Consider the following 25,371-nt stretch of genomic DNA (forward strand, 5'->3'; position numbering starts at 1 on the left):
CAATTACCTCCCTTAGATATCAGCATCTCCTTTGTAGATCCACACTTTGATGCCGATAGTACCGTACTTGGTCCACGCAGTGGCCGTTCCATAATCTATGATCGCCTTCAATTTCTGAAGAGGCAGTCTTCCTCTGAGGTACCATTCTCTTCTGGCGATCTCAGCTCCACCGAGCCTTCCAGCGACCATCACTTTTATTCCCTGTGCACCCTTTCTCATGGCGTTCATTATTGCTCTCTTCATTGCCACTTTGTAAGATGCCCTCTTTTCTATACGGGAAGCTATAGACTCGGCAACAAGCTGTGCATCGAGTTCGGGCGTTTTTATCTCTTCAATATTAATAACAACCCTTCTGTTGAACTTCCTCTCCAGCTCCTCTCTCAAACTCGTTATCTCCGCACCTTTCCTTCCTATGATGATTCCAGGTCTTGCTGTTTTCACGGTTATGTTGATCCTTTCAGCGTCAGGTCTTTCTACGTATATCTCGCTAATCCCAGCATGGTAATACTTGTTCTTTATGAACTTTCTTATCTCTTCATCCTCGAGGAGCCACTCTTTGTAATTCTTTTCGTTGAACCATTTTGCTTGCCAGTCGGCACTCAGACCCAACCTGAAGCCGCGGGGATGCACTTTCTGACCCACCGTATCACCTCACTCTTCGGATGATATCTTCTTTTCTAATTCTTCAAGAGCCTTCCTGTATTCATCTTCTTTACTCCGATCCCTCACCACAACTGTGATGTGGGACATTCTTTTCTGAATGATATCCGCCCTTCCTCTTCCTCTGGGCCAGATTCTTTTCATCCTTGGACCGTCGTTAACGTAGCACTCAGAAACGTAAAGATTCTCGACACTCAACCCAAAGTTATTTTCGGCATTCGCGACAGCCGATTTCAATACCTTTTCCATTATTCTTGCGGCCTTTTTCGGTGAAAAAGCAAGAATCTGGAAAGCTTCTTCGACGGATTTCCCTCTTATTGTGTTTGCTATGGCTCTGGCTTTTCTTGGAGAGATCCTTATGTATCTTGCCACAGCCTTAGCTTCAATCTTCGGAAGAGAAGACAGGAGCTCTTTTCTCTTTTTATGAAAAATTGAACGCTTCAAACTGCTTCTGGGTACCTGGAGCTTCATTCTTTCCCTCCTCACTTCTTCAATTCACCTTTTTTCGCTTTTTTGTCGGCATGACCTCCAAACCTTCTGGTTGGTGCAAATTCTCCAAGTCTGTGTCCGATCATGTTTTCAGTAATGTACACCGGTATGTGTTTCATACCATTGTAAACTGCGATCGTGTGCCCTACCATTTCAGGAATGATCATAGAGGCTCTGCTCCATGTTTTGATAACTTTCTTTTCACCAGTTTCGTTGAGTTTTCTGATCTTTTCGAGTAATTTTTTATCTACATAGGGTCCTTTCTTACTGGAACGACCCATTCAATTCACCTCCTTACGCTTCATTCCTTCTCCTGACGATGAATTTGTCAGAAGGTCTCTTTCCACGTCTCGTCTTGTAGCCCTTGGTTGGCAGACCCCATGGACTTGTTGGATGGTGACCTTTACCTCTTCCTTCACCACCACCGTGCGGGTGATCCACCGGATTCATGGCAACTCCTCTGACATGCGGTCTTCTACCGAGCCATCTCACTCTTCCAGCCTTTCCGTGGACTTCGTTCTTGTGATCTTCGTTGCCCACAACACCGACGGTGGCGTAGCATTTGATGTGTACCTTTCTCAGTTCTCCAGAAGGCATTCTGAGCAGAGCGTAATTCCCTTCCTTCGCCATGATCTGACAGTAGGTACCAGCTGCTCTTGCGATCTGACCACCCTTGCCCGGTGTGAACTCCACGTTGTGGACAAGGGTACCGACGGGTATCTTCTCAAGAGGAAGTGCGTTTCCTGGCCTTATTTCCGCATCGGGTCCGCTCATGAGAGTGTCTCCCACGTTCACACCTTTGGGTGCCAGAATATATCTTTTCTCTCCATCAGCGTAAAGGAGAAGCGCTATTCTGGCTGATCTGTTGGGATCGTATTCAATGGCCAGCACTTTCGCAGGAATTCCAGCTTTGTCGTATCTCTTGAAATCTATTATTCTGTATCTTCTCTTGTGCCCGCCACCTCTGTGCCTTACAGTAACTCTTCCGTGATGATTCCTTCCACCTGTTTTCTTGAGAGGTGCGAGCAACGACTTTTCAGGTTCTGTCTTTGTGATATCCGAAAAATCGGAGATAACCATAAAACGCCTTCCCGGGGTAACCGGTTTGAATCTTTTGAGTCCCATGACTTCACCCCTCTCAGTGTTCGCCTTCCAGTTCTTTGATTGTGTAACCTTCCTTCAAAGTTACAACAGCCTTTTTCCAGCTGCGGGTCTTTCCTTCAAAGATACCCCTTCTTTTCGGCTTGGGCTTCATGTTGAGAATGTTCACCTTTTCTACTTTGACATTGAAGAGCTTTTCAACAGCCTCTTTTACCAGGTTCTTGTTTGCAAGTGGATTGACCTCGAATACGTATTTCCTCTGTTCGCGGAGGATAAGAGCCTTTTCTGTGATGATGGGTCTGATTAGAACATCATTCAGTGAGAGCTTTTCCTGCTTCATTTCCGAGCACCTCCTCTATCTTGGAAACCATGTCCTGGGTGAGCACAAGGTAATCGTACTTGAGCATGTCAAAAACATTGAGTCCATCTATTCTTACTGCCTTCTCACCATTTTTGCTGTTGTTCGGATTGTCCGCAATTATTACCTTCACGTTGGGAAGGTTCTTTCCAGAGAGTTTCACATTCATGTATCCTTCATCTTTCCATGGAAGGACGATCAGTGTTTTCTTGTCGGAAAGCTGAAGGTTCTGGAGGATTTCCTTCAGAAATTTCGTCTTCGGCCTTTCGAGTTTCAGATCATCGAGTACGAAGAGTTTGTTTTCTCTGTACTTCACAGAGAGAGCAGATCGCAGAGCGAGCTTCTTCATTTTCTTGTTGAGCTTTTTGCTCCAGTCTCTCGGTTTAGGTCCGTGTGCAATTCCTCCATGCCTCCAGATGGGGGATCTTATGGAACCGTGTCTTGCTCTTCCGGTGTGTTTCTGCGGCCAGGGTTTTCTGCCACCACCGGAGACTTCTCCTCTTGTTTTCGTAGAGGCAGTTCCAGCTCTCCTGTTGGAGAGCTGCATATCCACGTATCTCCACATCACGTCGTAGTTGGGATCGATGTTGAAAACGAAATCACTGATTTCCAGGGTCCCTACTTTTTCTCCCTTCACATTCAACAGATCCACCTGAGCCATCTTTTATTCCTCCTCCACTGTTACTTTTTCGGGGCCTTGGCGCTCCTGATCAAAACGAGCCCGCCCCTCGCTCCAGGGACTCCACCTTTGACCACTAAAAGGTCGTTTTCAGGATCGATATCCACAACTTGAAGATTTCTGACAGTTACCCTCTCGTTTCCATATCTTCCGGGCATTTTCTTACCTTTCCATATCTTGGCAGGTTCCGTGTGCTGACCAACAGAACCGAGTTCTCTATGGAATTTGGAACCGTGGCTCTTCGGTCCACCGCTGAATCCCCATCTTTTCATCGCACCAGCGAATCCTCTTCCTTTTGTCCAGCCAGTAACGTCCACGTACTCACCTTTTTCAAACACGTCAACCTTTATTACCTGTCCGGGTTCGTACTCGTCGGGATTTTCTACTCTGAACTCTCTGAGTATTTTCATCGGTTCCACACCGAATTTTTTGAAGTGTCCTGCGAGAGGTTTGTTGACCTTCTTAGCCTTCTCGAATCCAAGCTGCACAGCGTTGTATCCGTCTTTCTCAACGGTTTTTTTCTGGACAACCACACAGGGCCCCGCCTTTATGACTGTAACGGGAACGGAATCATTTCCAACGAATACTCTCGTCATACCGATTTTTCTTCCAATTATCATCTTCATCAAAGACACCTCCAGGGATTACAGTTTGATCTCAACGTCGACACCTGCTGGGAGGTTTATCCTCATCAAAGCATCGATGGTCTTTGGAGATGGGTCTATGATATCTATTAGCCTTTTGTGTACTCTCTTTTCAAAGTGTTCTCTGGAGTCCTTGTGTTTCATGGGAGATCTCAGGACACAATAGAGTGTCCGCTCCGTTGGCAAGGGAATGGGACCGGACACTTTGGAATTCGTGGATTTAGCGACTTCAACGATCTTTTTCGCCGATTCGTCGAGTAACTCGTGATCGTAGGCTTTGAGTTTTATCCTTATCTTCTGTCCAGGCATATTCTAAGCACCCTCCCTCTTTTCTCAAAAAGGAGGGGGAAGCGTCCCCCTCACTCGATGACTTCTGTGACCACACCAGCTCCAACTGTTCTTCCACCTTCTCTTACAGCGAATCTCTGTCCCTTTTCAATAGCGACAGGGTAGATGAGTTCTATTTCCATTTCGACGTGGTCTCCAGGCATAACCATTTCGACACCTTCAGGAAGTCCTACGATTTCCCCTGTAACGTCAGCGGTTCTTATGTAGAACTGGGGTTTGTAACCTTTTGTGAACGGTGTATGTCTTCCTCCCTCTTCCTTCTTCAGGACGTAAACCTGAGCCTTGAATCTCTTGTGTGGTTTGATGCTTCCAGGAGCTGCGAGAACCTGTCCTCTCTCAACTTCGTCCTTGTCGATTCCTCTGAGCAGACATCCAACGTTGTCTCCTGCGATTCCTTCATCGAGTTCCTTTCTGAACATTTCCACGCTTGTAACAACGGTTTTCCTGATTTCGTAGCTGAGACCTATGATCTCAACTTCATCACCGGGTTTGATTCTTCCTCTTTCGATCCTTCCTGTAACAACCGTTCCTCTTCCTGTGATTGAGAACACGTCCTCAATAGGCATGAGGAACGGCTTATCAACTTCTCTCTGAGGCTCAGGAATGTAGTTGTCCATAGCGTCGAGGAGCTCCTGGATAGGTTTGTAAGCTTCGTGATTCGGATCGTTAGGAGCTTCGACGGCTTTCAGAGCAGAACCTCTTATGACTGGCACTTCGTCTCCAGGGTAACCGTACTGGCTCAGAAGGTCTCTCACTTCCATCTCGACGAGGTCGATGAGTTCAGGATCGTCAACCATGTCCGTCTTGTTTATGAAGACGATCATGTAGGGAACCTCAACCTGCCTTGCAAGAAGCACGTGTTCCCTTGTCTGAGGCATGGGACCATCGGTTGCAGCGACAACAAGGATGGCTCCGTCCATCTGAGCCGCTCCGGTGATCATGTTCTTGATGTAGTCCGCGTGACCAGGACAGTCAATGTGAGCGTAGTGCCTCTTTTCGGTCTGATACTCAACGTGTGTGATGTTGATGGTGATTCCTCTTGCCTTTTCCTCAGGAGCCTTGTCGATCTGGTCGTAAGGAACATACTGGGCAAGTCCCTTGAGAGAAAGGTACTTTGTTATAGCGGCTGTCAGTGTGGACTTTCCGTGGTCGATATGTCCAATCGTTCCAACGTTAACATGCGGTTTTGTTCTTACAAATTTTTCCTTCGCCATGTTCTCCCTCCTTAAACAACCTTGATGATTTTCTCGGCGATTTTCTCCGGAACTTCCTGGTAGTGCGAGAACTGCATGATGTAGCTCGCTCTACCCTGACTGAGCGATCTCAACACTGTGGCATATCCAAAAGTTTCAGAAAGCGGGATCTTCGCTACAACGATTTTCAAATGTCCTCTTGTTTCGAGAGATTCAATCTTAGCCCTTCTGGAATTGAGATCGGAAATGATGTTGCCCATGTATTCCTCCGGTGTAGTGATCTCAAGCTTCATGATAGGTTCAAGAAGAACCGGTTGCGCTTTTTTCATGGCCTCTTTGAATGCCATCGAAGCAGCTATCTTGAACGCCATTTCTGAGGAGTCAACTTCGTGGTAAGATCCGTCAAGCACAACTGCTCTCACTCTCACAACGGGATATCCCGCAAGAGGCCCAGACATCATAGCCTCCTTGATACCTGCTTCGATAGCGGGCATGAATTCCTTCGGTATCACACCACCGACCGTCTTGTCAATGAATTCGAAGTTCTTTCCTTCCTCTTCGGGTATGGGTTCTATTCTGAGAATCACATGACCGTACTGACCTCTACCACCGGTCTGTCTGATATATTTTCCTTCGGCTTCAGCAGGCCTCTTGATGGTTTCCCTGTAAGCCACCTGAGGCTGTCCGACTCTCACGTTGACGCCGAACTCTCTCTTCAACCTGTCCACAACTATTTCAAGATGGAGTTCACCCATTCCTGAAATGATGGTTTCTCCCGTTTCTTTGTCAACCCTCACCTGAAGAGTGGGGTCTTCTTCAGAGAGAGCAAGCAGTGCCTTCACGAGTTTTTCCTCATCGGCTTTCGTGGCCGGTTCAATAGCAAGAGAAATAACAGGTTCTGGGAAGTCGATCTTTTCGAGGATTACAGGCTCTTTTTCGTCGCAGAGTGTATCTCCAGTCTGAGAAACTTTGAGGCCGACCCCTGCCGCTATATCACCGGGTCTGACGTAGTCAACTTCCTCTCTCTTGTCTGCGTGCATGAAGACGATCCTCGATATTCTCTCCCTCTGGCCCTTTGTGGAGTTGTAAACGTAACTTCCTTTCTCCAGCCTTCCAGAGTACACTCTGAAGTACACGAGCTTTCCTATGTATGGATCCACCTGCACTTTGAAGACCAGAGCTGTAAAAGGTTCGTTCTCATCGGGTTTTCTGTAGACAATCTCTCCGTCGGAAACCCTCCAGCCCTTCACCGGCGGAAGATCAAGGGGCGACGGCAGATAGTCTATCACCGCGTCCAGAAGCGGTTGTATTCCTTTGTTGGCTTTCGCCGCTCCACAGAGAACGGGAACTGCCCTGTTTTCTATGGTTGCTTTTCTCAAGATTCTCTTTATTTCTTCTTCGGAAATCTCTTCACCTTCGAGGTATTTTTCAAGAATTTCTTCGTCCAGCTCTGCAACTTTTTCAAGCATCTCTTCCCTTCTCATTTCCGCTTCTTCTCTGAGTTCCTCCGGAATATCTCTTTCCTCGTACACAGATCCATCTTCGCTGACCCAGTAGATCGCCTTCATTTTTATGAGGTCAATCACACCCTGGAAGTCTTTCTCACTACCGATCGGCATCTGTACTGGAATGGGATTTGCTTTGAGTTTTGTTACAAGAGTTTCGACGGCCATGTAGAAATCTGCTCCCACTTTGTCCATCTTGTTCATGAAAGCGATCCTCGGGACATTGTACTTGTCAGCCTGTCTCCAGACGGTTTCTGACTGAGGCTCGACTCCCGCCGTGGCATCGAAAACAGCTATTGCTCCATCGAGAACGCGGAGCGCCCTTTCAACCTCGGCCGTAAAGTCAACGTGTCCGGGTGTATCAATTATGTTGATTCGATAGCCCTTCCAGAAACACGTTGTGGCAGCAGACTGTATCGTAATGCCTCTTTCCTTTTCCTGAGGCATCCAGTCAGTGGTTGTGTTTCCTTCATCGACGTCTCCCAAAAAGTGTTTCCTTCCCGTGTAATAGAGAATTCTCTCTGTTGTCGTAGTTTTTCCGGCGTCGATATGGGCCATTATACCGATATTTCTAAGCTTATCCAGGTCAACATACCTCGCTTCCACATTTTCCATACTTATCACCACCTGTAATGAGCAAATGCCCTGTTGGCTTCCGCCATTCTGTGAGTGTCTTCCTTCTTCTTAATGGCCGTACCTGTGTTGTTGTATGCTGCTATGATCTCCTCGGCCAGCTTCTCTTTCATTGGCCTTCCTTTTCTGGCTCTTGCAGCTTCAACTATCCATCTGAGAGCAAGAGAGGTCCTCCTCGGTTCCTGAACTTCGATGGGAACCTGGTAAGTTGCACCACCAACCCTTCGCGGTCTTACTTCAAGAACAGGCTTCACATTTTCTACAGCCTGCCTGAAAACTTCAAGAGGATCTTTCTTTGTCTTTTCTCTGATGATATCGAAAGCACCGTAGACGATCTTCTGAGCGGTTGTTTTTTTGCCATCCCACATCACTTTATTTATCAACTTTGCAACAAGCACATCTCCGTACACCGGATCAGGTGGTACCTGTCTTATTTCAGCTCTCCTTCTACGCACCCACAGTCACCTCACTTCTTCTGATCCTTGGGTCTTTTCGCACCGTACTTACTTCTGGACTGTCTTCTTCCCTCGACGCCTGCAGCGTCCAGAGCCCCTCTGATGATCTTGTACCTGACACCAGGTAGGTCCTTGACCCTACCACCTCTGACGAGCACAACAGAGTGTTCCTGCAGGTTGTGACCAATTCCAGGAATATACGCAGTGACTTCTATTCCATTTGAAAGCCTCACCCTTGCGATCTTTCTGAGAGCGGAGTTCGGTTTTTTCGGTGTCATCGTAGAAACTTTTATACACACACCCCTCTTTTGAGGGTTTCCCTGAAGAGCAGGAGCTTTTGACTTTTTCTTCTTCGGTTTCCTGCCGTACCTGATTAATTGATTGATCGTTGGCATCTTCATCCTCCCTTCCGTTTTACTCCAAGCCGAAGTTTAATTTTACTCTTCAATTTGTATATTGTCAACAAAGAAAGCAAGCACCTCTCATCAATTTATCATAAGTAGTTTAAAACTTCATTTAAAGTGACGTGAATTTTGAAAGAACAATCCTTATGATTTCCTCCGGGTTGTCCATCTCCAGAACCAGTTTTTCGAATGGGCACATACTTTTGCCATTTCTTGCGAGGACAAAAGGTATCTTTTTATCGTAGCTGAAAGACTGTCCGTATCCATTCAGTAATTTTAAAGCCGGCTCACTTATAATTTTTGCGTGGATGTGGTCGGGTCTCATTTTCAACAGAAAAGAAACTGCAGCCTTTCCAACCATCTTGTCGATCACCAGACTTCCTTCCAGATTATCGAAGCTTCGGTAGAGTTCTATCAATGGTTTTAGACCACTGCCTTTGCTTTCGAAGATCGTCCGACCGTTATAAACCAGCAAACTCAGCTTCTTCTCCTCAAAGATTTTCAAAGCTGTCTTCAAAAGAGTTTCCTCCATTTCACCACGCTCCTCGTAGTATAATTTCCTTAGAAAGTATACCAGTGTGGAGGTGAAACCCACGGTTGCAGTTAGAAGAATAAGAATTCCAGAAGATGTGGCCGTTTTGGAGATATTCGGACAGTACGACAAGCGCGCGAGGTATCTGAAAAAACTCTTCAACGTGGAATTCGCGGTGAGAGACAGTGAGATTCTTATAAAAGGCATGGATGAGAAAAGTGTCGATGCAGCCCATCGGGTGCTCGATGAGATCATATCCATAACACGGGACGGTCACCTTCTGGACTGGACTGAGTTCGAGTATCTCGTGGAGAGAGTTTCGAACTCAGAAAGTGTGAAAGAAGTGTTCTCAAACGACAGCAGAGGATTGATCATCGGCAAGAAAGTGAAGCCGAAGACACTCGGCCAGAAGAAGTATCTGGAAGCAGTCGAAAAGAACGACGTGGTGTTCGTGATAGGTCCAGCCGGTACAGGAAAAACGTACCTGGCAGTGGCCGTTGCTTTAGACTATCTGAAAATGGGAAAGGTGAACAGAATCATCCTCACAAGACCAGCCGTTGAAGCCGGAGAGAAGCTTGGATACTTGCCGGGAGATCTGTCTGAAAAAGTGGAACCTTATCTCAGACCTCTTTACGACGCCATCATAGATATCACATCCCCGGACAAATTCAACAGCTACCGTGAAAGAGGCATCATAGAGATCGTACCGCTCGCTTACATGAGAGGAAGGACTTTGAATAACTCCTTTATCATTCTGGACGAAGCCCAGAACACCACATACCAGCAGATGAAGATGTTCCTCACCAGACTCGGATTCAATTCCAAGGCGGTCATAACGGGAGACATCACCCAGGTGGATATCGAGAAAGAAAAGTCCGGTCTCATAGAGTGTCAGAAAATTTTAGAAGGAATCTCTGGTATAGAATTCGTGTATCTGAACGAAAGCGATGTTGTGAGGCATCCTCTCGTGAAGAAGATCATAAAGGCCTACGAAGAGTACGAAAGGTCGAGGAAGCCATGAATCGAAAGCGTTTCCTCCTGGTAACGATTACAGTGATTCTTTCTCTGATGCTGGTGCACGTTCGTACAGGAATCCGACCTTTGAATTTCACCTTTGAGGCACTGGTCGCCCTCGTTGTCTGGTTCGCTCTGGTGGAGATGAGCACCAGATATTACAGAAAGTACTGGCTCAGTGAAGTGTTCACCTATACTCATCTGGCTCTGATCCTGCTCGGAGCTTCTTTCATTGGATTTTCTTTCCCGGAGATAGGCCCTTTCGTGACACCTGTATACATACCGGTTGCCCTCATAGAACTCGTGTTCTTTTCCCCAGAAATAGCCATAACAAGTGGATTTTTGATGGCTTTGCTTGCTCTGTATCGATGGAGTTACGATATCTTTCTTCTTCTGCCGTTCATTTCAACAACCTTTGTTGCGGCAGTGACTCTCTCCAAAGCGAACAGAAGACTGGATGTGGTGAAATCTTCTGCCCTCACATCTCTTGCTCTTATGGGAACATCTCTGTTCATGAAGTTTGGACTGAAAATCGAGTACACGCCGTACGACCTGGTAGCTGCTATTTTGAATCCGATCTTTTCAGGTATTCTGGTTCTTGGAATACTGCCTTACGTGGAATACACAAGTCGCCTTTACTCGAATCTTGGGCTCGTAGAGTTTGGAAATCTGAACCATCCGTTGCTCAAGATGCTTTCCATTAAAGCTCCAGGAACTTATTATCACAGTGTGATCGTCGCAAACTTAGCAGAAACTGCAGCGGAGAAAATAGGCGCAAACCCCATTCTGGCAAGAATAGGAGCTTACTATCACGATATAGGGAAGATGAAACGCCCTCACTTCTTCACTGAAAACATTAGAGACGGTAAAAATCCCCACGAAGACATAACCCCCTCTCTCAGCCACCTCGTTTTGAACGAGCACGTGAAGTACGGTGTGGAACTTGCAAGAAAATACCGACTCCCCCTCCTCGTTGAATTCATAATTCCCCAGCATCACGGTACAAGATCGCAGAAGTATTTCTACTACAAGGCGAAACAACAGTTTGAGGACATTCCCGAAGAGGAATTCCGCTATCCGGGCCCCAAGCCACAGTTCAGAGAAGCAGCCATTATCATGCTCGCCGACTCCGTGGAAGCCGCTTCAAGAAGCTTGAAATCACCCTCTGTTTCTCAGATCAAGGAATGTGTCGAAGATGTCATATCTTCCATATTCTTTGAGAGGCAACTCGATGAGTCAGGCATCACTCTGAGTGAGCTCGAAGAGATTTCCGACGCGTTCCTTCAGGTTCTCGTGAACCTGTTCAGTTCCAGAATTGAATACCCCGAGGAAGAAAAAATTCAGAAGGTGGTAAAGATAAATGATAAGAATACTGGGTGAAGGTAAAGGATCGAAACTTCTCGAAAATTTGAAAGAAAAACTCGAAGAAATCGTAAAGAAAGAGATAGGAGACGTACATGTAAACGTGATTCTTGTGAGTGAAGATGAAATTAAGGAGCTCAACCAGCAGTTTCGAGGTCAGGATCTTCCCACAGACGTGCTCACCTTTCCCCTCATGGAAGAAGACGTCTATGGAGAAATTTACGTTTGTCCTCTGATCGTAGAAGAAAATGCGAGGGAGTTCAACAACACCTTCGAAAAGGAATTGCTGGAAGTGGTGATCCACGGGATACTTCACCTTGCAGGATACGATCACGAGTTCGAAGACAGAAACTCCAAAGAGATGTTCGAAAAACAGAAAAAATACGTTGAGGAGGTATGGGGTGAATGGAGATCAAACCCTTCAGAGGATTCAGACCCAGGGAAGAGATAGCCGAAAAATTCGTGGCCAAACCCTACGATGTGGTTTCCTTTCTTGAAGCCAAAGAAACGATAAAGAAAAACCCACTCAGCTTTCTCAGAGTAACTCGCGTTGAAGCAGAAACACACGAAATAGAGATGGATCCTACACCCGAAGACATGGAGAAAGCCAGGATAAATCTTGAAAAGTTCATAGAGGATGGCATCCTTATTCAAGAAGAAAAAGAAGCGTTCTACATTTACCGTCAGAGGATGGGCGACCACACACAAACAGGAATAGTAGCGCTCTTTCCTGTGGAGGAGTACAAAAAGGGTAGAATAAAGAAACACGAGCTTACCCGAAAAAAGAAAGAAGAGGAAAGAGTTCAACACATTCTGAAAACACGTGCACACACAGGACAGGTCTTTCTTTTCTACAGAGCCTTTGAAGAATTCGATAGAAAACTCTCCGAAATTGCTGATTCTCAGGAGCCTGTCTATAGAATACGCGATGATCTCGATGTCATCCATGAGTTTTTCGTTGTCAAGAATGAAAACGAAGTGAATGAAATAAAGAAGCTCTTTGAGAGAGTGGAGGAACTCTACATAGCGGATGGTCACCACAGGGCAGCGGCTGCAGCCAGGGTCAGCGACATACTGGACGAGAAGATAGGAAAAGGACCTCACAATTACTTCATGGCCACAGCGTTCCCCCACAACCAGCTCAGAATATTCGACTACAACAGAGTGGTGAAATCTCAACTCACGCCAGAGGAATTACTCGAAAAACTCCAGGAAAAATTCGAAACGTACAGATCCTACAAGGTACCTGCAAGACCATCCAGAGAACACGAAATAACCATGTACGTGGGCAACAGAAAATGGTACGTCCTGATTCCAAAAAGAGTGCCGGAGGAAATCGTTGAGAGCCTCGATGTGAACATTCTTCAGCGTGAGGTTCTGGAACCCATCTTCGGTATTTCCAATCCTCGCGAAGATGAGAGAATAGACTTCGTTGGTGGAATAAAGGGCCTGTGCGAACTGGAAAGAATGGTGGACAAGGGAGAGTTCGATGTGGCCTTCGCGATGTATCCGGTGAACATAGAAACGCTTATGAAAGTCTCAGATGAAGGAAAGATCATGCCGCCGAAGTCAACATGGTTTGAACCAAAACTTCTGAGTGGTCTGGTGGTGCACGTGTTCGGATGAGGAGGTGATACGGTGTTCTTCTTTTTCGACCCAACGTTCATCATACTGATTCCCGGTATTATTCTGGCTTTCTGGGCGCAGATGCGAGTTCAGGCTGCTTACAACAAGTACTCACAGGTAAGGTCCTCCCTTGGACTCACTGGATATGAACTCGCAAAAAGACTCCTTGAGAACGCGGGAATCTACAACGTGAAAATAGAGGTCGTTTCTGGTTTTCTGTCTGACCATTACGATCCCTACCGGAAGGTTCTCAGGCTCTCTCCACAGAATTTCAAAGGTGTTTCCGTCGCTTCACTCGGAGTTGTGGCACACGAAGTGGGGCACGCTCTTCAAGACGCAGAAAAATATCCGATGCTCGCACTGAGGAATTTGATGGTACCAGCGGCCATCACGGGTTCTCAGCTTGCTTGGATTATTCTCATTCTTGGTTTCTTCCTCCAGGCACCGTTTCTGATAAGACTGGGAATTCTTCTGTTCTCTCTGGTGGTGCTTTTTACCCTCATCACGCTTCCTGTTGAGTTCGACGCCAGCAGGCGCGCCGTGAAACTCCTTGAAACAACGATGCTGATGCCGGAGTACGAGCTCAAGGGAGTAAAAGAGGTACTCGGTGCCGCTGCTCTCACTTACGTCGCGTCTTCACTGATGGCGTTCCTCCAGCTCCTCAGAATGATAGTAATCGCTGGTCTGTTCGGTGATAGAAGATGAGAACGAACGTTAGACTGCTCGCCTACAGACTTCTGAGGAAGTACGAGAAGGAAAAATTCATATCGAGAGAGGACGTGGACAGCGTCCTCTCTTTTTTGGACGACAGAGACAGAAGATTTTTCAAAGAGCTCGTGTGGGGAGTTGTGAGGAAAGAAGAACTTCTGGACTGGTACATAAACCAGCTTTTGAAGAAAAAGGACGTTCCACCTGCTGTCAGGGTTGCGTTGAGGATGGGGGCTTATCAGCTCCTCTTCATGAACAGCGTTCCGGATTACGCAGCAGTCAGCGAAACAGTAAAACTGGTGAAGAACGAGAACTTCAAAAAACTGGTGAACGCCGTGCTGAGGAGATTGAGGACCGTCCCCGAACCAAAAGAACTTCACCTCGTCTACTCACATCCGGAGTGGATCGTGAACTACTGGAGATCATTTCTTCCCGAAAAAGCGGTCCTGAGAATAATGAAGTGGAATCAGGAACCTCTCCCTGTCATGCTCCGTGTGAATTCGCTCGCAGCCACTAAGGAGGAAGTCATCAAAATCCTTGCTGAAGAGGGTACGGAGGCAATCCCGGGAAAACACGCTCCGTTTTCCCTGATTGTGAGGAAACTCGGCGTTCCAATGAACGACTCCAGGGTGATAAACGATGGGCTCGCGAGTGTTCAGGGAGAGTCTTCACAGCTTGTACCTTTCTTCATGGAGCTGAGACCCGGACTGAGAGTACTGGATACCTGCGCGGCACCGGGTGGTAAGACTACCGCCATCGCCGAATTGATGAAGGATCAGGGGAAGATACTGGCCGTTGATATAAGCAGAGAGAAAATCCAGCTCGTCGAAAAACACGCGAAACGTCTGAAACTCTCTTCGATAGAGACAAAGATCGCCGATGCGGAACGACTCACAGAGTACGTCCAGGATACATTTGATAGGGTCCTGGTGGATGCTCCCTGTACCTCGCTGGGCACGGCAAGAAACCATCCGGAAGTTCTGAGGAGAGTGAACAAAGAGGATTTCGAGAAGTTCTCGGAGATTCAGCTGAGGATGGTACAGCAGGCCTGGCAGCTTCTGGAAAAGGGAGGAATTCTCCTCTACAGCACATGTACCGTGACAAAAGAAGAAAACACTGAAGTGGTGAAAAGATTCGTCTACGAACAGAAAGACGCAGAAGTGATCGATATCAGAGACAAGATGAAAGAATTCGAAGTGGAAGGAATCTGGGATGGTTACGGCTTTCTGATGCTTCCAGACGAGACGATAACTCCCTTCTACATCTCCGTTCTCAGAAAGATGGGATGAATGGAGAAGTCTCGCTCCCCACAGCGCTGTTCCACCGATGGGAAGAACATCGAGTAGAAGTTCGTCGCCTTCACGTCAAGATCGATCTGTTCAAGAAAGAGTTGTTTATCAACTGGTAGGTCCGTTTTCTCCAGTACTTTCCTGTAAAGAGACATGTTTGTCACGATCGGAAGTTTTGCCTTCTTTCTCATGATAGAAAGGATCTCTCTTCCCTTCTCTGTGAAGCCGAGGATTCTGATGTACTGAGGCCCTTTTGTGTTGCTTTTTTCAACGAATTCTTTGTTCACTTCGAACACCGAAAAGAGAGCGAGCCTTCTTATTCGAGAAAAGGTGAAGCGTTTGGCTTTTACACACTCCAGAAAATCCCGGTAAGACCCTGTTTGTCTCGCACAGACGTGAAATCTCTTTTCGAGTCCCTCAGAAAAACCGTGGATCTTCTCGAAGAAATCCATGTCTTTCAGTCTGAAAAACGAAAGGAGAAAATCTCCCATGTTCTCGAGGAAAATGGGTCCCCGCCCTTCGTTTATCTCCCTCATGAGAATTTCAAAAGAATCTTCTGGAAGAGAATCTCTCACCTCTTCCCATCTTTTTTCCCTCATAAGATTTCTTATCGCCGTTGCGCTGGAGAATCGCCCCCTGAAACTGGTATCTTTTTCTTCCGCTCCTACCCTTTTTATTGTGTGGAATCTGATGTTCGAGCCTATCTCCAGAGCGGAATGAATGTACTCCATCCCTAAGATATCGTTCGACTTTTCGAGTTTCAATACCTCTTCCTCATTCCAACCCTTCATGGAAAAATACCTCATCAGAGCGTACTTTCTGGCATTGGGAAAAGAGTATCCTTTTTTCAACTCTTCATGCAAAAACTTCCGGTACTCATCGGGTTGCTCGTAAAGGATCCGTGCCGCTCTTTGAAGAAATTCGATATCGTTCGATTCACTTCCAAAGACCACATCTGTGACAACACCCGTTGCGTCCAGCACGCTCACTGCACCGAAAGCAAAACCCCCGGCATCCTGCGTGGCAAAAACAACGGGCAATTCCAAAACAACATCTACCCCCATTCTGAGAGCGATCTCTGCCCGTGCGAATTTATCTATAACGGCTGGCTCGCCTCTCTGGCAGAAATTACCGCTCATCACAGCGATTGTGTAGTCCGGTTCCAAGAGTTCTTTAGCCGAAGTCAGATGATAGAGGTGTCCGTTGTGGAATGGATTGTACTCTACGACAACGCCGAGAACCTTCAGTCTTCATCCCTCCTGATGATCGTGAGGAAATAGGCAAGAGAGACCATTGTGAAGAGAAGAAAAATGAGATAAGCGAGAGCGATCTTTGAAAAAATCCCCCTGAGGACGTACAGTCCATAAATCTCGCTCACAAAAGAGACGGAAAGAACAACAAAACCAGATACAACGAACCACTTGATCCCGGAAGAGGTGTAGAAGTTGAGGAGAACACCTGAGCCGAGTATTGGCAGAAAACATGCCAGAAGAACATTCGCAATATTTTCCGGGAGTTTTATCCCTGCGAATCCCTCGATGTAAGGTGCCAGAAAGTACAACCCTGCCCAGACAACCAGACCCAGAATTCCTATGATCACGAGAAGGAGAGAAAAAAGTTGCGCAAGGTACCTCAATCTTTCACCTTCTTCAAACACTCCTCACAGACACCTTTTATCACCAGTTCGATTTTTTCTCTTTTGCCTTTTATCTCTCCAAGTTTCAGCTCCCTTATTTCTACGTCTTCAATCTTTCCGCACTCTCTGCAAATGAAGTGCCCATGCGGCTCCGGATTGAAATCGAAGATCGTTTTCTGACCATCGCTGAAGGCATAAATAACACCAAGATCCACCAAAAGATAAAGAACACTGTAGAGAGTAGCTATGGAAAGCGAAGGAATTTTCTTCGAAAGGACGGCAAAAATCTCTTTTGCCTCAAAATGCCCTTCTTTCATCTCGGATACGAATTTTATGATCTCCATCCTCTGAGTCGTGAGTTTTACCTTTTTCGATTTCAAGCGTTCAATTATCTCATCTGTGGTCATAATATTCACTCTCCTCAAATGACCATAGCAAGCTCAGCCAAAAGATCCGCCGCCATGGGTATATACCTGTCATTCGGTAAAAAACGCGGGTGGTGAAGCCCGAAACGTTCTCCTTCTCCCACGCCAAACCAGAATGAGAGAGAAGGAAACACCTGCGAGAAATATCCAAAGTCCTCTCCGGTCCACTTCATATCGCATTCAACGAAAGAAAACCCTAACCTCTGACAGGTTGCTCTTAGAGTTTCAAAGAGGTTTTGATTCACCCTCACTTCAGGATAGACACTGCCTCTTTCAACAGCAAAACCAACCCCTGTTTCTTCTTTCAGTTCTCCAAGTTGTTTTACCATGTCGGATATCACTTCTTCTGTTATCCTCAGCGCTTCTGATCTTATCGTTCCTTCCAATTTTATCTCATCTGGAACGATGTTCCTCGCCCGTCCCCCCGAGATTTTGCCAACCCCCACAAGAGCGTTCCATTTTTTGTTGTAGAGCCAGCCGAGAAAAGAAACCGCTGTCTTCAGAGCGTCCTTTCCCTTCTCAGCGAACGCCACGTGTGCCGGGACACCTTTAAAGTATACATCGAATTCCGTGGCAGAGGCAAAAAGCACTCCGGGTCGGGATGCCACAGTTCCAGCATCGTACTCGTCAGTCACGTGGAATCCAACAGCGGCTTTTATTTCGTACCTATATCTGAGAAAGTCCACAACTTTTTTCGCTCCACCACCCGTCTCTTCGGCAGGTTGAAAGACAAAGAGAAAGTTCTTTTTCACGTTCCTGAGTCTCTTCATAGCACCGTAGAGTGCGCTCATGTGAAAGTCGTGTCCGCACGCGTGCATATACTCATTCCGCGACGCAAACTCCCAGCCCGTTTCTTCTTTTATGGGTAGAGCATCCATATCGGCTCTCAGAACAACGTACGGATCTTCCGTTTCTTTCTTCTCTATCACAAGTCCTGTTCCGGCCACTTCTATGATCTTATCGTATCCGATCTCAATCACTGCTCTTCTGAGCGTTTCTTTTGTATTGTACTCCTTGAAAGAAAGCTCCGGATTCATATGGAGAATGTGCCTCAGCTCGATCTCGTTCATTCACATCACCACGTCTTTGAAGATGTCCATCTCCGTTTCCCTTCTTCTTATCAGAGAAATTCTTCCGTTTTCCCCGACGAGTACCTCAGCTGGACGTGTGGTTGAGTTGTAGTTGTTCGACATAGTGTAGCCGTAAGCTCCCGCGTTTTCCACAGCGATGATGTCACCCGGTTCGACCTCTGGAAGCTCCCGGTCGTACGCGATCACGTCACCGCTCTCGCACAGTGGGCCAACCACATCTGCCCTCATCTCTTTACCCTGTTTTCCGAGCACAAAGATCCTGTGATACGCAGAGTAAAGCGCCGGTCTTATGAGGGCATTCATCCCACCATCGACTACGACGAACGCCTTGTTATGTCTTCTTTTGACGAGCACCACTCTGAGGAGCAGATACCCAGAAGGTGCTACGATGTACCTTCCTATTTCGATGATGACTCTTTTGAATCTCTTCAAGGCAGGAACAACCTTTTCTCTGTAGCTGGACAGGTCGAGTTCCTCTCCGCTGTAGTTTATTCCCCAGCCGCCGCCGATGTTGATCTCTTCGAATCCATACCTTTCAGAAGCCCGAACAACTTTATTGAAGGCTTCCACAAAGGGTTCAACCCGGGTTATCTGGGATCCTATGTGAACATGGAGACCCCTTATGTTCATTGAGCCGAATCTTTCCATGAACGAATCCAGATCTTCCAGTGGTATTCCGAACTTGTGCTTTTTCAAGCCGGTGGAGATGTGAGGGTGTGTCTTCGCGTCGACTTCCGGATTCACTCTGATGAAATACTCTACTCCCTCTGGGTTTAATTCTTTCCAGATCTCCATCTCCTCGAACGAATCCACGTTGATGATCCTCACATCTTCTCTCAAAAAGTATTCCATTTGATCCCTGCTCTTTCCGTTGCCGTTCCATACAATGGAACGGGAAGGAACTCCTGCCAGTTTAGCCGCGAGGAGTTCCCCCTTTGTCACCACGTCCATGCCGAAACCCTCTTCTCTTAGAATCCTCAAAAGAACAGGATTGTTGTTCGCCTTCACGGCAAACGTTGGAAGGAGATTCACTCCCTCGAAGACCTCTTTTACAAGACGTGACCTTTTTCGCAGTGTTTCCTCGAAGTACACGTAGGTGGGTGTCCCATGAATCTCTGCCACTTTCCTCAAGATGTCCATTTCTTCACCTCACAGTTCGAATTCTTCGATCACCGATTTCAGTGCCTTTTCAGCTTTCTCTTCAGGAACAAGACAGGAGATCTTTATCTCCGACGTTGTGACGAGCTCTGGTGTGACTCCCGCCCTTTCCAGCGCTTCAAAGAACCTGGCGGCCACACCTGGGCTTGTTCTCATTCCCACTCCAACTATGGAGAGTTTGGCAAAACCTCCTTCGTAGGTGGATTTCCACCCTTCCACGTCCCTGAGAGCCTCTTTGAGCGCTTCGTCCAGATCTTCTTTGTGGTCTTCGAGAATCGTGAAGGAGAGGAAAACCTTTCCGTTCGAAGGAACGAGGGAGATCATGTCCACGTTCAGGGCCCTTTTTCCAACTTCCTCGAATATGGCCGTGATGTACTTCACATCCTTTGGAAGGAAAGATATGGAAACTTTTATTTGACCATGAGAAATTGTCGCTCCTGTTACAACGGGTTCTTCCAGCCACTCCGGAAGTCTTTCTACCACCATGGTTCCCTCCTCTTCGGTGAAAGAAGATGCACAATAGATGGGTATTCCATACTTCTTTGCTATTTCCACGGATCTTGAGTGAAGAACTTTCGCACCGAGAGCGGTAAGCTCGAGAGCTTCGTCGTAGGTGATGTAAGCGAGCTTTTTGGCTCTCGGATGGACACGCGGATCGCAGGTGTATATCCCGTCCACATCGCTGTAGATTTCACACGGCACTCTTAGTTTTGCTGCAAGCGCCACGGCAGATGTATCCGAACCGCCCCTACCGAGTGTGGTCAGATCGCCGTGTTCGTTCACACCCTGAAAGCCCGTTACGACGAGAACGTCGTAATCTTTCAGGTTTTCTCGGATCACACTGTCGTCTATATCCACGATACGAGCGCTCGTGTGATGCGGAGTGGTTTTTATTTTCACCTGGAACGCGTTCAAAGATTTGGCCTTTACTCCGAAATCTTTCAGGGCCATCGAAAGGAGCGCAGCGGAAACCTGTTCTCCCGTTGCAAGAAGCATATCGAGTTCCCTCGAATCCGGTCTTGGAGAGATCTCCTTTGCGAGTTTTATGAGGTTGTCCGTTGTCTTTCCCATAGCAGAGACAACGACCACAACTTTGTACCCTTCATCTACTTTTTTCTTGATTCTCTGTGCGACGTTCTTTATTCTCTCTGGTGTGGCAACGGAGCTTCCTCCGTATTTTTGAACCACCACGTTCATTTCCCAGACCTCCATTCATTCGAGATTTCTGAGCTCATCAACTATTTTTGTTTTCTCCTTCGTTTTCTCGTCTATTTGTTTTATCACACGCGCAGGAACACCAGCCACGACTGTGTAAGGTGGAACATCCTTCGTTACAACCGCACCGGCCGCGACGACCGCACCCTTTCCAACCGTCACCCCTTCAAGGATCACTGCGTTCGCCCCTACAAGCACTTCGTCCTCTATGACAACGGGTTTGGCGCTCGGAGGCTCTATAACACCCGCTATCACCGCACCGGCACCTATGTGGCACTTCTTTCCTATGATCGCCCTTCCACCAACGACCGCGTTCATGTCTATCATCGTTCCTTCACCGATCACCGCACCGACGTTTATAACGGCTCCCATCATGATCACAGCGCCTTCTCCTATTTCCACCATGTCCCTTATGATCGCACCCGGTTCTATTCTGGCTTTGTACTTCGTGAGATCCGCCAGAGGAAGCGCGGAGTTCCTCGCTTTTACTTCGAGATGGTAGTCTTCTATTTTTTCTCTGTGCTCTTCGAGAAGCTTTTTGAAGTCTTCGTACTCTCCAAAGAGAATTCCGAACCTTTCATCACCGAAGAATTTGAAACTGGAGAAATCTATGCCTGCTAAATCGCCTTTTATGTAAGCGACTATGGGAGTTTTCTTTTTGGCTTTGGCTATCATTTCTATGATTTCTCTTGCGTCCAACTCACTCACCTCCAAAGATCACTTCTTCGAAACTGTACATACCGGGATCTTTTCCCACAAGAAACTCCGCCGCTTTCAGGGCTCCTATGGCGAAAACAGTCCTCGAAATCGCCCTGTGCTTTATCTCGATCGTCTCACCTATGTTTCCAAAAACGACCACGTGATCTCCCGGAACACCACCCACTCTCAGTGAGTGAATGGGAACACTCTTTCCCAGTGCGCTCTCCAGAAGAATCGCGGTTCCGGAAGGTGCGTCCTTTTTGAAGCGGTGGTGCGTCTCCACGATCTCAACATCCCAATCTTCGAGGACTTTGACGAGTTCCGAGAGGAACCTCTTCAGAACGTTTATGCCAATGGAGAAGTTGTAAGCCTGAACAACGGGTACTTCTTTCGAAAGCTCCCTCAACATCTGGAGATGTTCTTCTTTCAGGGCAGTTGTTCCCAGAACGAGGCCAGCCCTGTATTTTTTACACAGCTCCACCGTTTTCGGAAGCGCTTCAGGTGAAGAAAAGTCTACCACGACATCTGGAGAACCCAGCTCCTCGACACCGTTCACATCCACCTTCAAAACGAGTTCATGCCCTTTCTCCGAGAAGACCTTCTGGATCTCCTGGCCCATCCTTCCGGAATAACCGACTATTCCGTACTTCATAGCAATCCACTCTCCTTGAGAACGTTTCTGAGAAGTTCCACCGTCTTTTCACTGGCAGGTACAAGCGGTAGTCTCAGCTCGTTCTCGATGAATCCCATGAGATTCAAAGCGGCTTTAACTGGTATCGGATTTGTTTCCACGAACAGTGCCTTCATGAGAGGTCTGAGTTTTCTGTGAACCTCCCTCGATTTTTCGAGGTTTCCGCTGAAGTACTCTGCGCAGAGTTCTACCATCTGTTTCGGTGCCACGTTCGACACAACAGAGATGACGCCGTCTCCACCCGCGCAGAGGAGATAGAACGTTCTATCATCGTTGCCGGACCACACCATGAAATCGCTTCTTGCCTGTTTTGTCAGTGATACCATCCTGTCTATCTGGTCTATATCCGGGTTCGCCTCTTTTATTCCCACCACGTTCTTGAGGTCCGCAGCGATCCTTGCAGCAGTTTCCGGGAGAACGTTCACACCGGTTCTTCCGGGCACGTTGTAAACAACGATCCCGAGATCCGTTCTCTCAGAGATGTACTTGTAGTGCTGATAGAGTCCTTCCTGTGTGGGCTTGTTGTAATACGGGGTGACCACAAGAACTCCGTTTGCTCCGAGTTTTTCCGCCTGCTTGACGAGTTTCAGCGTTTTTTCGGTGGAATTCGTTCCCGCTCCCACGATCACAGGGATTTTCCCATCGACGATCTCGAGAGTTCTGGAAACGAGCTTTTCTCTCTCGTCTTCGTTGACGGTTGGTGATTCACCTGTCGTTCCAAGGACGATCAGCGCGTTGACGCCGTTTTCGAGCTGATACCTGACAAGCCTCTCGTAAGACTCAAGATCAAGCTCACCATTTTTGAATGGTGTAACGATAGCAGTTCCTACTCCTCTGAACATCTTTTCACATCCCCCCTGAGAAAGATTTCTCCGTTTTCTTCTTTCAGAAAGAGTGTGCCTCCTGGAACCTGGATCTTCACCTCTTTTGCCCCTGTTTTATCTCGATACACGGCGAAAACAGACGTAACACCCGTTCCACAGGCTTTTGTTTCCCTTTCCACTCCTCTTTCGTATGTTCTCACCTTGAGGCGGTCGGGAAGTACCTCGTAGAAATCCACGTTCGCGCCTGTTTTGTACCTGAGATCTCTTCCGAGTTTTTCCACATCCAGTTCGTCGATTCCTTTCACTTCCATAACGAAATGAGGAACGCCCACAACGACGAAATATCCTTCGTAATCATCCACCTTCATCTCTTTCTTTTCTGAAACACCCGGCATCCTCACCCAGATACTGTCGTCAACGATTACCTTTATTTCTCCAGCTCTGGAAAGGAAAGTGAATTCTTTTTCTTTGATCCAGCCCCTGTCTATGAGGTACTGAGAAAAGGCCCTTGCGCCGTTCCCACAGAAGGCCGCCATACTCCCATCGCGGTTGTAGTAGTCCATGAAGTATTTCCCATCGACCAGCTCCACGAATATGACTCCATCCAGATCGCCCACGTTTTCCCTGACAAAATCTGGTTTTTTCTCTTCGGGTATCCTCTTTTGCGTGTTGTCAACTATGAGGAAGGTGTTCCCATTGGCCGAATAGCACACACTATCACACCTTTCCGTTCATCTCAGCGTGCTTCAGAAGAATTCTAACGGCGTTGGTCGCAGCCCCCACACGGATGTTGTCCGCTACGTTCCAGAAAAGAATGGATCTTTCGTCGGCCGCTCTGAGTCGGCAAACGTAAGTTTCGTTCTTTCCTGCGACATCCACCGGTGTTATGAGATCGTCCGTCACCACCACGTCTTCTCCAGAAGCTATGACTTCTCTTACCTTTTCGAGAGACTCGTAGGGTTTCTTGAATCTCACCATGATCGCTTCAGAGTGTCCGTACAGAACGGGCACCCTCACCGTTGTTGGATACACCCTTATCGAGTAGTCGTTCAGAATTTTTCTTGTTTCATTCACCATCTTCATCTCTTCCTGAGAGAAAAGATTTTCCTGTATATCACCTATGAGAGGAATGACGTTTCTGTGAATGGGTTTTGGGAAGACCTTCATCACGTTTTCTCCTCTTTCTTGAGCGAGGAGTTCTTCTATCCCCTTATGACCAGCGCCGGAGACGGACTGATACGTCGACACAAAGATCTCTTCTATTCCGTAAACTTCGTGGAGTTTGTAGATGGAAAGGATCATCTGGATCGTTGAACAGTTCGGATTTGCTATTATTCCTGTGTATCCCTTGAGAAGGTGAGCGTTTACCTCCGGAACCACAAGGGGTATTTCCTTCTCCATTCTGAAAGCAGAAGAGTTATCTATCACGGTCACTCCGTTTTCGGCTGCGATGGGAGCGAACTTTCTGGAAACACTGGCACCCGCGGAAAACAGGAGGTAGTCACACTTCCATTTCATCGATTCTTCCGTGAGAAGCTCGACCTTGAATTTCTCACCTTTGAATTCAATTTCTTTACCCACAGATCTTTCCGAAGCGAAGAGCCTGAGCTCCGTGACGGGAACGTTGAATTCTTCGAGTACTTTTACCATCGTTCTTCCAACTTCTCCCGTGGCACCAACAACTCCTACTTTCACCTTCATCCCTCCTTGAATTAATAAAAAAAGCGTCTCTTCGCTCCCCGAAGAGACGCCAAATCAGGTCTGAAATCTTTTTCTGATTCCAGACCCGATCGGCTCTCCACGGAGAGACCTCCGTGACAGTGGTATGGGTATTCCCCATACCCCCAGGCATGCAGAGCGGGAGGAACTCTGCACCCTTCGGCGCCCTCGCCTTTCAGCCGTCCCCGATTCCTCCCCTGATGGGACAGCCTACTCATCTCGGGCGCGCCTCCGTCGGGTCAATGACTATTTTAGCTTAATTGTATCAGTATTTCAAACCGAAGACAATTAAGGAAAGGTTAACTTTGAAGTGACAATCGATAAGGGGTTTGAAGTTAGACAAAAATTTATTTATCAAAATTGATTATGTTTTATTCATACAAACCAGGTTAGTTCCAATCATTCACAAAGTAGGTATTGTGTGTACCGGGCATTGGAAGGTTGATTCAGAGTATGCAATTACCGGTAACGAAAAATTTCATGCGGGTTTGTGGTACCGGAAGCTATGCGTTAAAAAGAGAATAATGGATGATATGAAGAGACAATATTAAGAGAATTTGTGGTAATCTATGACGCGTAAGTGCTTTGAATTCGAGAAGTTAATAGTTAACTTCTAACACACTGAGGAATACCTTCTTTCATCTATTTGTGAAACATGGAACTAATCGATTTTTACCAGAAACACCCCAAAATGCCCTGACCTAGGTTGATATAATTTATCTTCTGTTTTTTGCCTGTGTTCTTTTTCTTGTTTGACTATGCAATTATTCCATTTTTCCAAACAGTACTTGAAGGTGCTCTCTTGTGTGTTAGAATGGTTTATGGAAAGGGAGGATATGGAAGATCAAAAAATATCTTGCTTTCAGAGTGTGTTTGTGGTATAATTTCTCTTGAACTCAACGGGTTTCAATAA

30 protein-coding genes and 1 riboswitch are annotated in these 25,371 nt (G+C 47.0%); of the genes, 6 read left to right on the forward strand and 24 right to left on the reverse strand.

The features are described 5' to 3' along the window. Nucleotides 1-12: 12 nt before the first annotated feature. From rpsC to TRQ2_RS07220, 13 genes are all read right to left on the reverse strand, one after another. Nucleotides 13-642, reverse strand: a complete 630-nt coding sequence (rpsC, locus tag TRQ2_RS07160) for a 30S ribosomal protein S3 (RefSeq protein WP_012311093.1) — start codon at nucleotides 640-642, stop codon at nucleotides 13-15. A 9-nt stretch (nucleotides 643-651) separates the two neighbouring features. Further along, the gene (gene rplV, locus TRQ2_RS07165) at nucleotides 652-1,131 is read right to left on the reverse strand and encodes a 50S ribosomal protein L22 (protein ID WP_012311094.1); all 480 of its coding nucleotides are present in this window, start codon (nucleotides 1,129-1,131) and stop codon (nucleotides 652-654) included. Nucleotides 1,132-1,142: 11 nt separating this feature from the next. After that, nucleotides 1,143-1,430: a 30S ribosomal protein S19 gene (rpsS, locus tag TRQ2_RS07170; RefSeq protein WP_008194997.1), complete on the reverse strand. Its 288-nt coding sequence runs from the start codon at nucleotides 1,428-1,430 to the stop codon at nucleotides 1,143-1,145. A 13-nt stretch (nucleotides 1,431-1,443) separates the two neighbouring features. Further along, nucleotides 1,444-2,274 (reverse strand): 50S ribosomal protein L2, encoded by an 831-nt coding sequence (rplB, locus tag TRQ2_RS07175; RefSeq protein ID WP_008194995.1) that lies wholly within the window; start codon nucleotides 2,272-2,274, stop codon nucleotides 1,444-1,446. Between the two features lie 13 nt (nucleotides 2,275-2,287). Next, nucleotides 2,288-2,590 (reverse strand): 50S ribosomal protein L23, encoded by a 303-nt coding sequence (gene rplW / locus TRQ2_RS07180; protein ID WP_011943786.1) that lies wholly within the window; start codon nucleotides 2,588-2,590, stop codon nucleotides 2,288-2,290. Further along, entirely contained in the window at nucleotides 2,562-3,269 is a 708-nt protein-coding gene (gene rplD, locus TRQ2_RS07185; RefSeq protein WP_011943785.1) for a 50S ribosomal protein L4, read from the reverse strand. The genes rplW and rplD overlap by 29 nt, the downstream gene beginning before the upstream one ends. A 20-nt stretch (nucleotides 3,270-3,289) precedes the next feature. Beyond that, nucleotides 3,290-3,913: a 50S ribosomal protein L3 gene (rplC, locus tag TRQ2_RS07190; protein WP_004081835.1), complete on the reverse strand. Its 624-nt coding sequence runs from the start codon at nucleotides 3,911-3,913 to the stop codon at nucleotides 3,290-3,292. A gap of 18 nt (nucleotides 3,914-3,931) precedes the next feature. Beyond that, nucleotides 3,932-4,240 carry a 30S ribosomal protein S10 gene (rpsJ, locus tag TRQ2_RS07195; RefSeq protein ID WP_004081837.1) on the reverse strand — a complete coding sequence of 103 codons (309 nt, stop codon included), beginning with the start codon at nucleotides 4,238-4,240 and terminating at the stop codon, nucleotides 3,932-3,934. A 50-nt stretch (nucleotides 4,241-4,290) separates the two neighbouring features. Next, the gene (gene tuf, locus TRQ2_RS07200) at nucleotides 4,291-5,493 is read right to left on the reverse strand and encodes an elongation factor Tu (RefSeq protein ID WP_011943784.1); all 1,203 of its coding nucleotides are present in this window, start codon (nucleotides 5,491-5,493) and stop codon (nucleotides 4,291-4,293) included. An 11-nt stretch (nucleotides 5,494-5,504) separates the two neighbouring features. Beyond that, nucleotides 5,505-7,592 carry an elongation factor G gene (gene fusA, locus TRQ2_RS07205; protein WP_012311095.1) on the reverse strand — a complete coding sequence of 696 codons (2,088 nt, stop codon included), beginning with the start codon at nucleotides 7,590-7,592 and terminating at the stop codon, nucleotides 5,505-5,507. A gap of 5 nt (nucleotides 7,593-7,597) precedes the next feature. Further along, nucleotides 7,598-8,065, reverse strand: a complete 468-nt coding sequence (gene rpsG, locus TRQ2_RS07210) for a 30S ribosomal protein S7 (RefSeq protein WP_011943782.1) — start codon at nucleotides 8,063-8,065, stop codon at nucleotides 7,598-7,600. A gap of 11 nt (nucleotides 8,066-8,076) precedes the next feature. Beyond that, the gene (gene rpsL, locus TRQ2_RS07215) at nucleotides 8,077-8,460 is read right to left on the reverse strand and encodes a 30S ribosomal protein S12 (protein WP_004081846.1); all 384 of its coding nucleotides are present in this window, start codon (nucleotides 8,458-8,460) and stop codon (nucleotides 8,077-8,079) included. A 121-nt stretch (nucleotides 8,461-8,581) separates the two neighbouring features. Continuing rightward, complete coding sequence (locus tag TRQ2_RS07220) at nucleotides 8,582-9,001, reverse strand: DUF1893 domain-containing protein (RefSeq protein ID WP_011943781.1); 420 nt, start codon at nucleotides 8,999-9,001, stop codon at nucleotides 8,582-8,584. Nucleotides 9,002-9,047: 46 nt separating this feature from the next. On the opposite strand from TRQ2_RS07220, the gene TRQ2_RS07225 reads away from it, so the two are divergent. The 6 genes from TRQ2_RS07225 to TRQ2_RS07250 are packed head-to-tail and all read left to right on the forward strand — an operon-like array spanning nucleotide 9,048 to nucleotide 15,000. After that, entirely contained in the window at nucleotides 9,048-10,022 is a 975-nt protein-coding gene (locus TRQ2_RS07225; protein WP_038034553.1) for a PhoH family protein, read from the forward strand. Then, nucleotides 10,019-11,395, forward strand: a complete 1,377-nt coding sequence (locus TRQ2_RS07230) for an HD family phosphohydrolase (RefSeq protein ID WP_012311097.1) — start codon at nucleotides 10,019-10,021, stop codon at nucleotides 11,393-11,395. The genes TRQ2_RS07225 and TRQ2_RS07230 overlap by 4 nt, the downstream gene beginning before the upstream one ends. Beyond that, nucleotides 11,376-11,828: an rRNA maturation RNase YbeY gene (gene ybeY / locus TRQ2_RS07235; RefSeq protein WP_012311098.1), complete on the forward strand. Its 453-nt coding sequence runs from the start codon at nucleotides 11,376-11,378 to the stop codon at nucleotides 11,826-11,828. The genes TRQ2_RS07230 and ybeY overlap by 20 nt, the downstream gene beginning before the upstream one ends. Beyond that, nucleotides 11,783-13,003, forward strand: coding sequence for a DUF1015 domain-containing protein (locus tag TRQ2_RS07240; RefSeq protein WP_012311099.1), 1,221 nt, complete (start codon nucleotides 11,783-11,785; stop codon nucleotides 13,001-13,003). The genes ybeY and TRQ2_RS07240 overlap by 46 nt, the downstream gene beginning before the upstream one ends. Nucleotides 13,004-13,015: 12 nt before the next feature. Further along, on the forward strand, nucleotides 13,016-13,708 hold the full coding sequence (locus TRQ2_RS07245; RefSeq protein ID WP_012311100.1) for a zinc metallopeptidase: 693 nt from the start codon (nucleotides 13,016-13,018) through the stop codon (nucleotides 13,706-13,708). Then, nucleotides 13,705-15,000, forward strand: a complete 1,296-nt coding sequence (locus TRQ2_RS07250; RefSeq protein ID WP_012311101.1) for a 16S rRNA (cytosine(967)-C(5))-methyltransferase — start codon at nucleotides 13,705-13,707, stop codon at nucleotides 14,998-15,000. The genes TRQ2_RS07245 and TRQ2_RS07250 overlap by 4 nt, the downstream gene beginning before the upstream one ends. On the opposite strand, the gene TRQ2_RS07255 is transcribed toward TRQ2_RS07250, so the two are convergent. From TRQ2_RS07255 to TRQ2_RS07305, 11 genes are read right to left on the reverse strand one after another with little or no spacing between them, the layout of a single operon-like run. After that, nucleotides 14,970-16,247 (reverse strand): nucleotidyltransferase, encoded by a 1,278-nt coding sequence (locus TRQ2_RS07255; RefSeq protein ID WP_041434352.1) that lies wholly within the window; start codon nucleotides 16,245-16,247, stop codon nucleotides 14,970-14,972. The two genes, TRQ2_RS07250 and TRQ2_RS07255, sit on opposite strands and share 31 nt — an antisense overlap. Next, complete coding sequence (locus TRQ2_RS07260; protein ID WP_012311103.1) at nucleotides 16,244-16,636, reverse strand: hypothetical protein; 393 nt, start codon at nucleotides 16,634-16,636, stop codon at nucleotides 16,244-16,246. Before TRQ2_RS07260 ends, TRQ2_RS07255 begins: the two co-directional genes overlap by 4 nt. Beyond that, nucleotides 16,633-17,043 (reverse strand): Fur family transcriptional regulator, encoded by a 411-nt coding sequence (locus tag TRQ2_RS07265; RefSeq protein ID WP_012311104.1) that lies wholly within the window; start codon nucleotides 17,041-17,043, stop codon nucleotides 16,633-16,635. The genes TRQ2_RS07260 and TRQ2_RS07265 overlap by 4 nt, the downstream gene beginning before the upstream one ends. Nucleotides 17,044-17,057: 14 nt before the next feature. Beyond that, the gene (locus TRQ2_RS07270) at nucleotides 17,058-18,131 is read right to left on the reverse strand and encodes a M20 family metallopeptidase (RefSeq protein ID WP_012311105.1); all 1,074 of its coding nucleotides are present in this window, start codon (nucleotides 18,129-18,131) and stop codon (nucleotides 17,058-17,060) included. Further along, nucleotides 18,132-19,292 carry a diaminopimelate decarboxylase gene (gene lysA / locus TRQ2_RS07275; RefSeq protein ID WP_012311106.1) on the reverse strand — a complete coding sequence of 387 codons (1,161 nt, stop codon included), beginning with the start codon at nucleotides 19,290-19,292 and terminating at the stop codon, nucleotides 18,132-18,134. A gap of 9 nt (nucleotides 19,293-19,301) precedes the next feature. Next, nucleotides 19,302-20,507, reverse strand: a complete 1,206-nt coding sequence (locus TRQ2_RS07280; protein ID WP_012311107.1) for an aspartate kinase — start codon at nucleotides 20,505-20,507, stop codon at nucleotides 19,302-19,304. 15 nt (nucleotides 20,508-20,522) lie between these two features. After that, a complete protein-coding gene (gene dapD, locus TRQ2_RS07285; protein ID WP_004081875.1) occupies nucleotides 20,523-21,224 on the reverse strand; it encodes a 2,3,4,5-tetrahydropyridine-2,6-dicarboxylate N-acetyltransferase in 702 nt (233 codons plus the stop codon). 1 nt (nucleotide 21,225) lies between these two features. Further along, nucleotides 21,226-21,876 carry a 4-hydroxy-tetrahydrodipicolinate reductase gene (dapB, locus tag TRQ2_RS07290; protein ID WP_012311108.1) on the reverse strand — a complete coding sequence of 217 codons (651 nt, stop codon included), beginning with the start codon at nucleotides 21,874-21,876 and terminating at the stop codon, nucleotides 21,226-21,228. Next, nucleotides 21,873-22,757 carry a 4-hydroxy-tetrahydrodipicolinate synthase gene (gene dapA / locus TRQ2_RS07295; protein ID WP_012311109.1) on the reverse strand — a complete coding sequence of 295 codons (885 nt, stop codon included), beginning with the start codon at nucleotides 22,755-22,757 and terminating at the stop codon, nucleotides 21,873-21,875. Before dapA ends, dapB begins: the two co-directional genes overlap by 4 nt. After that, the gene (gene dapF / locus TRQ2_RS07300) at nucleotides 22,742-23,452 is read right to left on the reverse strand and encodes a diaminopimelate epimerase (RefSeq protein ID WP_011943765.1); all 711 of its coding nucleotides are present in this window, start codon (nucleotides 23,450-23,452) and stop codon (nucleotides 22,742-22,744) included. The genes dapA and dapF overlap by 16 nt, the downstream gene beginning before the upstream one ends. A 4-nt stretch (nucleotides 23,453-23,456) precedes the next feature. Continuing rightward, complete coding sequence (locus TRQ2_RS07305; protein ID WP_012311110.1) at nucleotides 23,457-24,434, reverse strand: aspartate-semialdehyde dehydrogenase; 978 nt, start codon at nucleotides 24,432-24,434, stop codon at nucleotides 23,457-23,459. 87 nt (nucleotides 24,435-24,521) lie between these two features. Further along, nucleotides 24,522-24,700, reverse strand: a riboswitch (Lysine riboswitch). Nucleotides 24,701-25,371: the final 671 nt, after the last annotated feature.

This window comes from Thermotoga sp. RQ2 (assembly GCF_000019625.1).
Taxonomy (GTDB): Bacteria; Thermotogota; Thermotogae; order Thermotogales; family Thermotogaceae; genus Thermotoga; species Thermotoga maritima.

Excerpts from the sequence above, each read along its gene's own strand:
- dapA (WP_012311109.1), bottom strand. The coding sequence starts at position 22,757 with ATGTTCAGAGGAGTAGGAACTGCTATCGTTACACCATTCAAAAATGGT.
- tuf (WP_011943784.1), bottom strand. The coding sequence starts at position 5,493 with ATGGCGAAGGAAAAATTTGTAAGAACAAAACCGCATGTTAACGTTGGA.
- dapB (WP_012311108.1), bottom strand. The coding sequence starts at position 21,876 with ATGAAGTACGGAATAGTCGGTTATTCCGGAAGGATGGGCCAGGAGATC.
- rplD (WP_011943785.1), bottom strand. The coding sequence starts at position 3,269 with ATGGCTCAGGTGGATCTGTTGAATGTGAAGGGAGAAAAAGTAGGGACC.
- TRQ2_RS07265 (WP_012311104.1), bottom strand. The coding sequence starts at position 17,043 with ATGACCACAGATGAGATAATTGAACGCTTGAAATCGAAAAAGGTAAAA.
- fusA (WP_012311095.1), bottom strand. The coding sequence starts at position 7,592 with ATGGAAAATGTGGAAGCGAGGTATGTTGACCTGGATAAGCTTAGAAAT.
- rplB (WP_008194995.1), bottom strand. The coding sequence starts at position 2,274 with ATGGGACTCAAAAGATTCAAACCGGTTACCCCGGGAAGGCGTTTTATG.
- rplW (WP_011943786.1), bottom strand. The coding sequence starts at position 2,590 with ATGAAGCAGGAAAAGCTCTCACTGAATGATGTTCTAATCAGACCCATC.
- TRQ2_RS07280 (WP_012311107.1), bottom strand. The coding sequence starts at position 20,507 with ATGAACGTGGTGGTTCAAAAATACGGAGGAAGCTCCGTTGCCACACCA.
- TRQ2_RS07270 (WP_012311105.1), bottom strand. The coding sequence starts at position 18,131 with ATGAACGAGATCGAGCTGAGGCACATTCTCCATATGAATCCGGAGCTT.
- rpsJ (WP_004081837.1), bottom strand. The coding sequence starts at position 4,240 with ATGCCTGGACAGAAGATAAGGATAAAACTCAAAGCCTACGATCACGAG.
- lysA (WP_012311106.1), bottom strand. The coding sequence starts at position 19,292 with ATGGACATCTTGAGGAAAGTGGCAGAGATTCATGGGACACCCACCTAC.
- ybeY (WP_012311098.1), top strand. The coding sequence starts at position 11,376 with ATGATAAGAATACTGGGTGAAGGTAAAGGATCGAAACTTCTCGAAAAT.
- TRQ2_RS07250 (WP_012311101.1), top strand. The coding sequence starts at position 13,705 with ATGAGAACGAACGTTAGACTGCTCGCCTACAGACTTCTGAGGAAGTAC.
- TRQ2_RS07220 (WP_011943781.1), bottom strand. The coding sequence starts at position 9,001 with ATGGAGGAAACTCTTTTGAAGACAGCTTTGAAAATCTTTGAGGAGAAG.
- TRQ2_RS07230 (WP_012311097.1), top strand. The coding sequence starts at position 10,019 with ATGAATCGAAAGCGTTTCCTCCTGGTAACGATTACAGTGATTCTTTCT.
- rpsS (WP_008194997.1), bottom strand. The coding sequence starts at position 1,430 with ATGGGTCGTTCCAGTAAGAAAGGACCCTATGTAGATAAAAAATTACTC.
- TRQ2_RS07240 (WP_012311099.1), top strand. The coding sequence starts at position 11,783 with ATGGAGATCAAACCCTTCAGAGGATTCAGACCCAGGGAAGAGATAGCC.
- rplC (WP_004081835.1), bottom strand. The coding sequence starts at position 3,913 with ATGAAGATGATAATTGGAAGAAAAATCGGTATGACGAGAGTATTCGTT.
- rplV (WP_012311094.1), bottom strand. The coding sequence starts at position 1,131 with ATGAAGCTCCAGGTACCCAGAAGCAGTTTGAAGCGTTCAATTTTTCAT.
- rpsL (WP_004081846.1), bottom strand. The coding sequence starts at position 8,460 with ATGCCAACGATCAATCAATTAATCAGGTACGGCAGGAAACCGAAGAAG.